This is a genomic window from Bradyrhizobium sp. CCBAU 11386 (genome assembly GCF_028128955.1).
Lineage (GTDB): Bacteria > Pseudomonadota > Alphaproteobacteria > Rhizobiales > Xanthobacteraceae > Bradyrhizobium.
This window is the reverse complement of record NZ_LBKA01000260.1, coordinates 161,644-173,595: the sequence shown is the minus strand read 5'-3', so window position 1 is coordinate 173,595 and position 11,952 is coordinate 161,644. Positions and strand designations below refer to the sequence as shown.

The window sequence follows — 11,952 nt, the reverse complement described above, 5'->3', positions numbered from 1 at the left end:
TCAGTTACCGGCGGCGCGGCGCAGCTTCTTGATAATCTCGCGTAGGCCGTTTGCGTACTCCTCGATGATCCGCAGCGCTTCTTCAGCCCGGGTTGGCTTCGCTTCCTTCGGCGCGCTCTTCTGCTTTGGCTCCGTCATGTTCCATCATTCGGCCGGGGCCATGCCGTGGCATTGATCCAAATCAACCGTTTGGTGCAACGCCTAAATGCGCGGCGGCGCTGGCCGCCGCGGTGGGTCGGCAAAGCGAGCTGGCCGCTCTGAGCGCGGCGGCGCCGGCAAGCGGCTGGGCTCAGGCGCGCGATTTCCGCGCGTCATCCACGCTGCTAGACGAGCGTAGCTTCGCCGGAGAGCCAGAACGAACCAATCCGATGCATCCTCGTGATCCATGCCGCGAAAGAATGCCTTCAAACCGTTTAGAAAAGATTGCCGCTGTTTCCGCGTCGCGTAACCGATCGTCAATAGTGCGATGCAAAGCTAGGGCAGCGCTATGCAAACAGAACGTTCGCTTGAGATGATATTTCAAGACCTCCGTCGGCGAGAACGCCGCAGTCCGACATTCAATCAATATCACCGGCAATTTCTCGATCGTCTCCGTGACCTCGAATGGCTGCCTTGCTCGAAATTGCCCGACACGCCCGGAACAAAGCTTACCCTCCTGCGAAACGGATGGATCGAACGGCGGGCAACGAGCGAAGGTGTCGAATACCGCATAACCGAAGCCGGTCTGACGGAGCTCAGCCGACCGCGATAACCGGCAGTTGCCGATAGGAAGACAAAGTGTCCACGGCCATAGAATTGATCGTCGCTGGCTACGTGAAGGTGCGGGATCGACACGCTCTAACGGACTTGCTATCGCATCGCCGCACGGTGCTCGCTCAGCTGCAGGCCGTGTCGGGCATCAACCCCGAAAATGCGGTGAAGGCAATACAAGACGAACTTGCCGTGATCGAAGCCGGCCTCGAAGAACTCAAGCCGCCGCCTGGCTCGTTGCCTGAGAACGATTGGGGCTAGCGCGGAGGAGCCGTAAACTCGGCGGAAACCAATCTGCAACTAGGCTTGTAATTGCGCTGGTGGACTGATCAAGCGCGATACTCATGGGCATAAGGAGCCCGCTCCCCCGTTGGTGAGCGGGCTTCCCTTTTGATCGACAGAGATGCGCGTTAACAAGATCAATTGGGACAAGATCGGCCGCGTGACGGAGCCCGGCCGATACAAGTGCTTCTTCGGCTATCTAACCGTCACGTCAGACGATATCGAAGTGTGGACGCGCTATCCCCACGCGACGTTCACCTTGATCACGCAAATGGCGGACGAGCAGTCGGTGGGCGAAGAATTTCGTCTAGGCGCATTCGACATCGGCGATCCTCAACGATAGGAACGCCGCACCCCGTTGTTGGGACCGACCTTTGGTCGTACCTGAGCAAGTAGGTGCCAAGGATTGCCGTCGCAGGCGCGGTTCCGGAATTAACCCCGGACGGCGGCATCAAGCTTAATTCGCGAGTTCGATTGCGCCCGCCCCGCTCGCCGATACCTTTAGCGCACCGGACATTGCCCCGTCCGGGTTCACCATGGCGAGGTCGTCGCGCCAAGATATTCGGCGCGGCGGCTTCGTTTATCCGCCGCAACGGTATGAGCTTCATTTGGCGAATAAGCCCGACGAAGTCCGGTTCGATCTCGTTGAGATGCGACGACAGATCACGAACTTGCGCTCGCAACACTCTGACAATCTTCTGGTGACATCGCGATTGAACCGCTTCCTCGTGAAGACCGCATTTCTTTCAGAGCCAAAAGACGCGGCGCACGCTCGACATATTTGGTCCGAATTCGCTCGGACGCTACGAAGTGTTGAGGAGATCGTCTCGCGCGGCCGATCTGCGAAGCCATCAGGCGTCGTTAAGCAGCCCAAGTAACACTAACGCACGGACGTTCTTGCGTCGGCCAGCGGGGACCCGATGCTGGATGCAGCCGCGAAGTCGTCCTCGTTTCGCGTATCGACGCCTTCGCGGCGAGGGGTCGCCGTCCCCTCGGTCGGCGGCCCCGCCATATGATGCTGTTAACCTCGGGGAGCCGAAAGTGTCTGTTGAATGGACCGGTGTTGAGCGGCGACGCGCCACACGCAAGACGGTCGACCAGATAGTTATGATCTCGTTTTCGGGCGGCGCAACAATCACACCCTGCACAATGCGAAACCTTTCGGTTCTTGGCGCCGGCTTATTGCTGGACGATGCTTCGATCTCGTCGACAAACTTCGACCTATCTTTCGACCAATTCCGAACGGGCTTCCCTTGTCGCTTCGTATGGCGTCGCGATGCTTTCGCCGGGGTGGAGTTTGTCCATTAGCGTGCCACGACCGTTGCACGGCCGGCGCGCCCCACAAAGGCCGGTGGCCGCAATCGTCGCCAACTTGGCGACGATGTCGCCCGTCTCACCGCCGATACGGCAGCCAAGACCGGCAAGCCGGAAAGGACAATCCAGCGCGATGCCAGCCGCGCCAAGACGCTAGGCGCTGATCTGGATCGGATCGCTGGGACGTCGCTGGACAAGGGTGCTGAACTGGACGCGCTGGCGGCAACGCCCGCGAACGCTCTTTGCCGGACCATATGTCCGGCCGGAAAATGGTCGCCGCGCCTTCCGCGCGCAGGCCGACGCGCTGGATATCGAGGCGCAGGCGAAGCGCTGGCTTGCCGATGAATATGAACGCGGCGCAGGCGCGGGGCGAAATCCGGACGCGCGCCGACAATCAGCTTCTTCCAAAGCAGAAGAAGCCGGGCGCCGCCGACGTTGGGCTTTCAGATAAAGAAATCCACGAAGCCCGCCAGATCAGGGACGCCGAAGAGCGCGATCCGGGCGTTGTTCGACGGCTGTCGACGCGCGGTGAAGCCGGCAAGCAACCACCGAAGGGCGATGTAAATTGTCGCCGGCTCAACGCCGTTTAAGATCGCGCTTCTTCCAAGGTGCCCCCAAATCCGCAGGCTGATGCGCCGCCCCCAACTTCGCCGGCGAATGCGGCTTCGAAATCTGTTCTTTGCCGTGGATGCAATATTCCCGGTCAAAGAACGCGCGGACAGCGCGTGTGTAGCGGCCGCCCATTAGGCCATCGATTTTGGGGAAGCCGCGGCCTTCTAGCAGGGGAACAACTGATCGCCAGTGAGTGTACTTTCCATGCCCCAAAACGGCCTCGCTCAAGGCCCGTTCGTCAGCAAACAGGGGCAATTGTTCGAGTGTGACTATGGAGCTACGCGGTCTTGCCCTCGGTTGCCTCTTTGCTTGGTCCAAGTCAGCTGCGTCGCGCAGATCGTCGTTAGGTTCAGGTCTGGTCACGGCGACGCCTTCTCGTGATCGGTTGCGACGACTTGCCGAGCATGTCCCCAAATCTGCGCCGTACGCTGCCGGTTTCGGGATCATTCTTGTCCAGCGATGCAAGCCATGCATCCAGCCGGGCCCGCAGGTAGCGCTGCCCGCGGCTGGATTGAGTGAATTCGATCGGCTTCACCGGGCAGACGGCCGAAAACGTTGGGACGCTTAGGCCGCAGTAGGCGGCCGCCTGATCCAGCCGCAGCGCTGCCGGCCAATACGGAAACTCGGCTTTCATGCTTTGAGACGCCCAGCTAGCACCGGTGCCCGGTCGTAACGAAGCAAGAGGGCTTCCCAAGAGCCGGGCTGGTATGATGTCCGCCAAACTTTCTCTGTGGTCCATTCGACGTGCAGGACGGACTTGCCGTCGTACCGGACGTCCAACGTGGACGTCCGGTCACCATTATCGATCGGCTTTGACAATGTCAGTTTGAATTCGTTGTGCCGAACCTCCGACAGCCGATAGCGGCCGTCGGCGCGATCGACGCAACAACGCTCGCCGCACCGGCGGACAATACCGAGCGCCAGCTTGCTGAGTGCCTTGATGCGCTCGGTGCGGTCCCCAGTCATGCGAGCGTCTACAGCTTGGCGAGGGCGCCGACTTCCCGGACGAACCGCGTCAAGTCCTGCGGCCGGTAGTGAAGCAGGTCCGCCGGGTCGGCGCCACGCGCCAATAGAACCTGCGCCTGGATCGTAGCATCCGCCTCCGATGCTAAGGGCGCGGTTAGGATCGCATCAGCGATGGCCTCCAAAGCTTCATACGCCGCGTCGCAGGCAGCTTCTGCCGCTTCAAGATCGCCGTCGACGGGCTGATCCGCCAGAGCGTAGATGCGCCGCTTCTCGCTTGCCGTGACCTGATACTGCTTCCAAAGCTGTTCGATCGGCGTCAGCTTCCTTAGGGAGTGCGCCCAAGGTCCGAGGATGATATTGGTCTGTTCAGCTTGCTGCATGATGTCACCTATCGTGCTGTGAGTTAGGACTGTCGGCAGTTCGCAGCTGCCGGCGGTCCGCTTCAGGGCTAGCAGAAAGTGCGAGCGGGAAGATAGTCTGAACGTTTTCCCGGCTCCAACGAGAACAGGCTCCCGGTCTGAGGCGCGTTATTTCCCGGTTCACTCACCGGCTCGTGTCGGATGAAGCACCCCCGCGGGTCTTAGAGGTACAGGCCTCCGTTTGCGGCCGCGCCGGCGACGGTGCCGGGGAAGAAGTTGACGCCGTTGCCGCTGCTGTTGATTACGCTATTGCCCGTGACGGCATAGCGCTGTCCGGTGACGTTGCCGCCGTTGTTCCAAGTCGGCGAAGGTAGCGCCTGCGCGCGCAAATAACCGATATCAGTCGCCTGCGCGACCGCGCCGACCGTGGCGGGCCCGCCCACAGTGAACAGCGCGCCTTGCTGCAACACCATTACGCCGAGGCCGGTCGCATAGAAGAACGCCGCGTAAGTCCCAGCGTTGAACGTGTGCGATCCAACGTTGACCGTGGCGCCAGCGAAGGAATGAAAAACCGAGAGCGGAGCGGCGCCGCTCGCCGTGTTGTTCGTCGTAAGCGTCGCGCCATTTGCAGCAACAAAACAGCTTGAGCCCGACCCGGTTGCGGTGACCGACAGGTTCTGAATGGTCAGCGTGTTTGGTCCGACAACCTCGAATACGTGCGTCCCAGCGCCAGTGATCAGCGTAGCCGTCGCGCCCGCGCCGATGATCACAATATTCGGGCCAGCGTAAGCCGGAGTGATGACGCTTTCGATCCAGCTTCCCGCCGCAACCTGAACTGTGATCGTGTATTGGCTGGGCGAGTAGCCGTAAGCTGCATTGACGGCGCGCTGGATCGTCTTGAACGGCCCATGCGATCCGCTGACAACGGCCGCGGTGCCGTCATAAATCGTATCGCTGCCGGTGCCATTGTTGACGTAAATCGTCGTGTTCTGAGCCAGAACGGGGCGAGCGGACAATCCGCTACACTGCCATTGCGTGCCGTCATAGGTCATCGACACAACTTGCAGCGCCTGCCATTCGTTGCCGAGCAACGGCGCGCTGTTGTTATAGACGTTCTTCGTCCCCAGACCGTTGCAGTTGATGACCGTCGGCCCGGTCGGCTTATTCAACATCAGGACGCGGATCGACGTCCCGGCCTTGTACTCGGCCATTGCCGGGGTGCACGAAACGACGATCGAATTCGTTGTTCCGGTGTCAATCGCCCAATTCGGTTGCCCGCGCTGAAGCAGATGCTGAACGGCCTTCAGAAGAAGGCTGTCGTCGGTATTGTCTTCGGTGACGACGTTCACGGTCGCCGCGGTCTGGCCGTTGCCGCGCGCGAGCGCGCGCATGACAGCCAACACTTGATTGAACCATGCGGCTTGAAATTCCGTGCCGTCGTCCAGATCGGGCGACGAACAGTCGCGGAAGAACGTATCGGTCGCGCCAAAGGACCGGCTTTCAGACGGCCGGACAGTTACCGCGCCGGGAGCCGATGCCGGGCCGAGAAGATCAAGAGCCATGTTGTCTATCTACCTTTCTGCTTGGGGCTGAACTTGGGATTGCACGTCTCTGTTCGATAGGCGAAGGACATCGATGGCTCGACGCTACGTGCCAATCTTCGAGCGAACGCGGGCTTCGATGCTGTCCGCAAATCGTTGCAGATATTCTTCGACGGCGAGCCTCTGGAATTCGTCAGCAGTCGGCATAGTCAAGCCTGCTCTGATGGTTTGGATCACCTGGCGCGACAATCCCGGCTCTATCGCTTCCAACATCGGGGCGGTGATCTGCACGACGACGGCTTCGGCGGCAGCCAACCTTGCAGTGACGCGGCTGATTTCGAGAAGAATATCGCGCTGCGCTTCCATCCTACCAACTCCCGCTTGCGCCGCTGCTGCCCGTCGACGGCCGCGGCGAAGGCGCTGATGCGTCGGGCGAGGAATGACCCAGCGACCCCGGGCCGCTGGAATTGATCGTCCCAGACAGCCGGATAGCGGCTTCGGCGCGCCTGACGACGTCGAGCAAGGACGACCCGGCGTTAACTTCGACTTGAAGCTTCCCGTCGCCGGTCACGTTCCCGGAAACGTCGACGTGCTGCGGACCCTTGTCGCCGCTGACGCCGGTCCCGTAGGTCATGGTCGGGGACAGTTCTGGCGCCAGCGTGTTGTCGCCGTAACCAAAGGCCCGGCGATAGACGTCGCGCATCGATCCGCCGCGCTGAAGTCGAAGCCGCTCGCCGCTGGTCAGGCCGGAATACCCTGCGTCCTCTACGGACTTGTGCATCGCGTAGAGCCCGCCAGCGATCCCGGCAGCCCCGGCGACCCAAGGGGCGGCCGCGGCGCCTGCCGTCCAGATGGCGCTTCCAACGCCGCCAGTGGCCGCGCCCTTGGCGGCGGCGCCGACGCCTGCGGCCGCGGACAACTCCGCTGCGGCCGCCGTGAGCGCCGCAGCGGACCCATCGAGCGCGACAGCTGACGACGACAGGCCGAAGCCGGTGAACAAGTTCTTCACCAGCATGCCGCTTCCCACGGCGCCGGCGCCCAAGCCGCCCGCGAGCGTTCCGCCGCCGATCAACTTGGCCGTGGTCGGATTATCGGCGCTGAACTTCGACAGGCTTTCAGCCCAGCCGCCGATCGCCGACGACATGCTGGACAGGACGCCGGCGGCGCTTTCCATCGCCGGGGACGTCAGCGCGCCGGTGAAGTTCGACAGCGACGTCGTCAGCGAATTGAGCGCGACGAAGGGGTCCTTCTGATTGCCTTCCGCGGCCTTCAGGCCCTGCGCCTGTCCGTACAGCGTCGCGTGATTTTGCAGAGACTGCTTTTGCGTGATGAGCTTGGCGACAAGATCGGACGACGTCCCCGGGAACATCTTCCGGGCTTCGGCGATCTGTTCGGCCTGATCCGTGACGCCGCGCTTTTCCAACGCCGGGATCAGGTTTTCCCAGACCCATTGATCCGGGTTCGCCATCGCCTTCTTCCAGTCCTGAACGTGCTTTCCAGCCTTCAGGCCCTTCAGTTCTCCGGTCTTGGTCTTCTCGAAATCGTCTTCGTTCGCCAAGCCGTAGCGAACGAACGCCTTCGCCGCGGCGTGCCGGTTCGCCAGACCGCCCTGAACGGTCTTTTCGAACATGTCGGTCGCGACGCCGGCGCTGGACCCGCCCATTTCCTGCGCCAGCGACAGCGCCGTCGTCGTCAGGTAGCGGTCGGACAGCTGCGCGCCGGACGAACGCATATATTTGGCGTTCTCATAGATGCCTTCGGCGGTCACGGTGTTGCCCATGACCTGCCGAGCGCGGATCACGGCGTCCATGTAGTCGCGAAACTTCTCCGGGTTCTGCGCGCGCCCGAGGATTTCGGCGCCCCGGAAGGCGAAGCCGAGACCCTGCCCAGCCTCGCCGCTGCGATCCATCGCGTTCAGGACGCTGTTCGCGGCGACAGCGGTCGGAAGCAGTTCATGCGCTTCTTCAGGATGAAGGACGATCGACCGCAGTTCCTTGAACCGCTCCAACGCGTCGGCGGTCTTCACGTTCGTATATTTGCTGGTCAGGTGCGGCGCTTCCGCGGCCGCGCGCTTGATATCGGCTTCCGGGATGCCGGCGGCGCGCATCTTGACCAGTTCGGACTGGATTTCGGCGCCAGACTTCGCCGCTTCCTTCGTGCCGTGAAGGATGCCCGGGCCGGCGAGCATGGCGGCATTTGCAGCGCCGCGGCCAGCCGCGCCCAGCGCACGCCGCGCAAGGCCGGGCTGACGTTCCAGCGCAGCATTCGTGCGGTCGACCGCCGCGCGCAGCGCGTTCTGTGCGGCAGCTGCGCGATTGGCGGGGATGCCCAACTGTTCCAGCCCGGACTTCGCCTGAAGGACGGCGACCTTCTGCCGCTCGAAAGCCTGCGCTGCCCGGCTGACGGCGCCTTGGGCGCTCTCGTAGGCGCGTTGGAGCGACCGGGCATCGCCTTCGCCCTTCTTCATGGCCCTTGCAGCGGCATCGACCGCGATCTGTGCTTCCCGGAAGCGCGTCCGCGCATCGGCGAAGCCGCCCCGGGCGGACCCGAAGCGGTCGATCGCCGCCATTTGCTGTTGCGCCCGCGCGAGCGATTTCGACAGCGCGTCGACTTCCTTCGAAGACTTCGCCGACTTGGCGATGCCTTCGATCTTCTTCGCGATCTTGTCGAAGACAGCGCCGGTCTTGTCTTCGGCGGAAATTATTGCCTTGGCTTCGATGATTTTAGCGATGGCTGCCTCCTATTGAAAGGACCGCGGAAGTTTCCGCGGCCTCCGACGGTCACGATTAGGCCGCCACCCATGCAAACCTGTCGCCGGCGTTCACCGCAATGTCGGTGGTGCCGAACGCCGGGTCGTAATAGCGCCGCGGTCCGTTCGTCGCGTCGGGGTTCGGCCCGATCGCATAGAAGATCGCGAGCGAAGCCGTGATCGAAATCATCGGATGGCAGCCCGGGGGCCCTTCGGATGCCGTCTTCTGCGACGTGCCCGCAGCCGCCATCGTGTCGGACGCGGTCGCTTTTGCCAAAAGAGGGCCGCAACCGGCGTTCCCATCTCCGGCAATCGCCACGCCTGTGTAACCGAATGTGATGTTCACGCCAGCAAGTGCCATCGAAGTTACCCTCTGGGTCGAAATTGAAGGGCCGCGGGTCCTTCCCGAAAAACCCGCGGCCATCGGTCCTGTACGGCGACGGAGAGCCGAACGGACGAACTCGAAACGCTTAGGCCGCGGGCTCTAGACAAGCCCGCGGCCCCTCCCGACGACGGCCTTGGCGCCGACGCAAGGAACCAAGGCAGTCGAACTTCACGCATCGATGTTCCAACTAGCTTCAGTCGGCGCCATCCCGGCGGGCGGCCAAGGATCGATCGGCGTCAATTCGACCATCAGCGGTCGCGTTGATGGCTTCGGCAATGGCGGCAGCTCTATCGGCATCGCAGCCACGGTTTCAATCAACGCGTAGGTGCCGTCGAAAGCAGTGCCCGGGCGGTCAACGAAAGGCAGACGAATAGACTGGAAGAAATGTCCCGGATGGTCGAGAGCAAGCGGGGGATGGTAAGTAGTCGACCGAAACCGCCGCTTGTAGCAGGTCAAGCGCATTGATCGGTTGATCGCAACATAGCCGGTCTCCCCATCTTTGTTTGCGACGACGCTGTCCGGATCACCGATGGGACTGCCGGCTGCGTCGACCCAAAGAATTTGCTCGGTCGTCGCAATGTCACGACGGGGCTCGCTGAGCGTGTCACGCGCGGCGTAATCCCCGATCTCGATTGGAGGGACGCCGGGCGGCAATATCGCGTTAAGCCGCTGCGCCTCCAATGTTGCCTCAGCTGCGTCTCTCGCCAGCGCCATTAGGCCGGTGATCAGTGCGCGTCCATCGGTGCCAATGCGATCCTTGACCGCAGCATTTTTGGCGCGGCACGCTTCGACCTGCCTTAGGATTTCGGCGTTCTCTGCTTCTCGTTTCGCCGCCTCGGCAGCGGCTTCGAGATGTCCGACCCGAGCGCTGCACCGCGCGAGTTCGGCCTGTGCCGCGTCACGCTCTGCCGTCCACTGCGCCCAGCGATCCGCGGATGCCGACGCGACACTTTCCCGCGCCAACAGCGTCGACAGCTTGCGCTGCGCCGCGTCCAGATCGCTACGCGCGGAAGTGAGGCGCTTGTCTTCCTCGCGCTTGTTGAACAGTGCCACGGTCAAGCGTCCTTCACCTGCATGCCACGGGAAGTTAGCGCCGCGGTCCACAGCGCGTCGTCAGTCGAAGCGTTCGGTGCGACAGCGCCCACATTCATCCCGCGGGAGGCCAGCGAAGCGCTCCACAGGGCGGAAACAGCGGCGGCGTCGATCGGAGCGGCGGCGAGGGCCGTCTTGATCTGGTCGACCGACATATCGGTGGTGGTCGCTAAGGTCATCGCGAGATTTTCGCGACCGACGGCTTCGGGGAGCGATCGGATCGCGGCGATCCGGTTACGCTCGGCAACGGCTTGCATGGATAACCTCGTTAGGTTGGGTTGGTCGACGGTAGCGAAAGACGGTCAAGACACGCCCTTGAGGATTTCGGACGGCTTCTCGCGGACAGCGATCGTGCCTATGAAACCCTGACCGCCGCGACCCGCAAACGCGATCCACGAACGGTCACCTTCGGCGGTGATGTACGCGACGTTGTCGAGGTTCACGTGCTGGCTTCGCCCGTCGATGTCCGTAAGCTGTTTCCAAGCCACAAGGTTCGCTCCGGTTGCGGTTGACGTTGCGATGATGAGCGCGATGTGGATCGCAGAAAACGTCAAATCCGTTCAAGGCCGCGTTAAAGTCGATCAGCCCATTGCTCGAAGGCCGGCAGGATCACATGCCACGTTCCGGCAAGCATCTGCGCAAACTGCGCGCCGCTGGGCTTACCGATGGCGTTGGCACGACAAAGTCGGCGAACCTTCTGGTCATTGAACGGGAAGCCGCGGTCGCGGAAGGCTTCAGCGGCATTTCGATAGGTCCGCGTCGGCGTTGTGATCGGCGACGCCGATGCCGTCGAAGCCGCTGCAACTCGATCGCGGAGCGCTGTTGCGTTCGCGATCAGATCACTCAGATCAGCAACGATGCTATCGACGATCAAATTCCCGACCGCCGGTGCTGGTGACGGTGGCCGCGGGAAAAGGGGCGGACCCATGATCTTTGAAGCTAAGGTGTAGACGAACAGCTTCGTTTCGGCATCATCCATCATTCGCTGTCCTCTAGCGGGTCGCAGCCGGAGACTAGATCGCGGTTTGCTTTCTCGAATTTGACGCGGCAACGATCAATGGCGTCGTCAAGGTGCTGCTGGATCGCGGCGCGGACAGACAGATCGCGCGTCGCCGCCGCGGCGATGCCGGTCAGCTCAGAGCGGTACGTTCCCAGAATGTCGGCTACCACGGCCTGAACGTCGTCAAGCGGAACAAGCCGAGCTTCTTCCCGAGCGGTACGCAGTTCAATTGCCCGGGCGCGCGCGTCCTGCACGCGCGCCGATGCCGCTGACTGGGTCGACTTCCTCGTTTCGTCGCGTAGCCAGCGGATATACGCGACCCGGGATGCGTCTAGATCAAGCTTCCGGTTTGGTAGCGGCTTGAACACACCTTCGCCGACGAACTGAGCGACGCGAGGTTGGCTGACATCCAAGTGCTGCGCGACTTGCGCCTGCGAAACGCCGGGTACCTTACCGGAGGGGCGTTTCATTTTTGGCTTTGAACCCATTTCGTTGGAGCCTTTCAATTATATAAACGGGCATTCAACCGGACTGGACATGCTCAGAAATCGGGGCGCTTCGTGCCGCACCCCAAAGCCGCCCGTCATACGGTCCCTAACGTCTTTTGCCATTGCCTTTGGATGGGCGCGCGCTGCCCTGCGGAGGGGCCTAGCATTCGCTGGCTGCGGTTGGCCGCTGTCCGACGTCGTCCGATTGGCGCGCGCATCAGCGCGCGTCCCTTCTGGCTTGGCGGCGCTACCGCGCTTGTTCATCGCCCTGACCCTGATCTACCGCGGCGGCGCCGTTACGATCGATCGGCGTCGATGTCTTAGCCGGCTGCGGCTTGCCGCGGCGTGACGGTGCAACGGGCTTGATCGGCTGGAATTCGCCAGTGTCCCAATCGTGATCGATGTCTGCCATCG

Annotated in this window: 18 protein-coding genes; 3 read left to right on the top strand and 15 right to left on the bottom strand. The window is 62.3% G+C overall.

All coding sequences use genetic code 11. The features are described 5' to 3' along the window. Entirely contained in the window at positions 1-138 is a 138-nt protein-coding gene (locus XI09_RS42740; protein ID WP_271572309.1) for a hypothetical protein, read from the bottom strand. A 639-nt stretch (positions 139-777) separates the two neighbouring features. Here XI09_RS42740 and XI09_RS42735 point away from each other — a divergent pair. From XI09_RS42735 to XI09_RS42725, 3 genes are all read left to right on the top strand, one after another. Continuing rightward, on the top strand, positions 778-1,011 hold the full coding sequence (locus tag XI09_RS42735; protein WP_271572308.1) for a hypothetical protein: 234 nt from the start codon (positions 778-780) through the stop codon (positions 1,009-1,011). 142 nt (positions 1,012-1,153) lie between these two features. Further along, positions 1,154-1,375, top strand: a complete 222-nt coding sequence (locus tag XI09_RS42730) for a hypothetical protein (protein WP_271572307.1) — start codon at positions 1,154-1,156, stop codon at positions 1,373-1,375. Positions 1,376-2,687: 1,312 nt separating this feature from the next. Next, positions 2,688-2,936, top strand: coding sequence for a hypothetical protein (locus tag XI09_RS42725; protein ID WP_271572306.1), 249 nt, complete (start codon positions 2,688-2,690; stop codon positions 2,934-2,936). Here XI09_RS42725 and XI09_RS42720 read toward each other — a convergent pair. The 14 genes from XI09_RS42720 to XI09_RS42655 form a co-directional block, all read right to left on the bottom strand. Then, entirely contained in the window at positions 2,923-3,186 is a 264-nt protein-coding gene (locus XI09_RS42720; protein WP_271572305.1) for a hypothetical protein, read from the bottom strand. The two genes, XI09_RS42725 and XI09_RS42720, sit on opposite strands and share 14 nt — an antisense overlap. A 121-nt stretch (positions 3,187-3,307) precedes the next feature. Then, complete coding sequence (locus XI09_RS42715; protein WP_271572304.1) at positions 3,308-3,592, bottom strand: hypothetical protein; 285 nt, start codon at positions 3,590-3,592, stop codon at positions 3,308-3,310. Beyond that, positions 3,589-3,924, bottom strand: a complete 336-nt coding sequence (locus XI09_RS42710) for a hypothetical protein (RefSeq protein ID WP_271572303.1) — start codon at positions 3,922-3,924, stop codon at positions 3,589-3,591. Before XI09_RS42710 ends, XI09_RS42715 begins: the two co-directional genes overlap by 4 nt. Positions 3,925-3,932: 8 nt before the next feature. Then, entirely contained in the window at positions 3,933-4,304 is a 372-nt protein-coding gene (locus XI09_RS42705) for a hypothetical protein (RefSeq protein ID WP_271572302.1), read from the bottom strand. A gap of 200 nt (positions 4,305-4,504) precedes the next feature. Then, a complete protein-coding gene (locus XI09_RS42700) occupies positions 4,505-5,845 on the bottom strand; it encodes a pectinesterase family protein (RefSeq protein WP_271572301.1) in 1,341 nt (446 codons plus the stop codon). 84 nt (positions 5,846-5,929) lie between these two features. Then, positions 5,930-6,190, bottom strand: a complete 261-nt coding sequence (locus tag XI09_RS42695; protein WP_271572300.1) for a hypothetical protein — start codon at positions 6,188-6,190, stop codon at positions 5,930-5,932. Position 6,191: 1 nt separating this feature from the next. Continuing rightward, a complete protein-coding gene (locus XI09_RS42690) occupies positions 6,192-8,393 on the bottom strand; it encodes a hypothetical protein (protein ID WP_271572299.1) in 2,202 nt (733 codons plus the stop codon). Positions 8,394-8,610: 217 nt separating this feature from the next. Continuing rightward, positions 8,611-8,934 (bottom strand): hypothetical protein, encoded by a 324-nt coding sequence (locus tag XI09_RS42685; RefSeq protein WP_271572298.1) that lies wholly within the window; start codon positions 8,932-8,934, stop codon positions 8,611-8,613. Positions 8,935-9,126: 192 nt separating this feature from the next. Further along, on the bottom strand, positions 9,127-10,017 hold the full coding sequence (locus XI09_RS42680) for a hypothetical protein (RefSeq protein WP_271572297.1): 891 nt from the start codon (positions 10,015-10,017) through the stop codon (positions 9,127-9,129). Then, positions 10,014-10,307 (bottom strand): hypothetical protein, encoded by a 294-nt coding sequence (locus XI09_RS42675; protein WP_271572296.1) that lies wholly within the window; start codon positions 10,305-10,307, stop codon positions 10,014-10,016. The genes XI09_RS42680 and XI09_RS42675 overlap by 4 nt, the downstream gene beginning before the upstream one ends. Before the next feature lie 45 nt (positions 10,308-10,352). Continuing rightward, positions 10,353-10,604, bottom strand: a complete 252-nt coding sequence (locus tag XI09_RS42670) for a hypothetical protein (RefSeq protein ID WP_271572295.1) — start codon at positions 10,602-10,604, stop codon at positions 10,353-10,355. Between the two features lie 17 nt (positions 10,605-10,621). Then, positions 10,622-11,032: a hypothetical protein gene (locus XI09_RS42665; protein WP_271572294.1), complete on the bottom strand. Its 411-nt coding sequence runs from the start codon at positions 11,030-11,032 to the stop codon at positions 10,622-10,624. Beyond that, entirely contained in the window at positions 11,029-11,520 is a 492-nt protein-coding gene (locus XI09_RS42660; protein ID WP_271572293.1) for a hypothetical protein, read from the bottom strand. The genes XI09_RS42665 and XI09_RS42660 overlap by 4 nt, the downstream gene beginning before the upstream one ends. Before the next feature lie 265 nt (positions 11,521-11,785). Beyond that, a complete protein-coding gene (locus XI09_RS42655; RefSeq protein WP_271572292.1) occupies positions 11,786-11,950 on the bottom strand; it encodes a hypothetical protein in 165 nt (54 codons plus the stop codon). Positions 11,951-11,952: the final 2 nt, after the last annotated feature.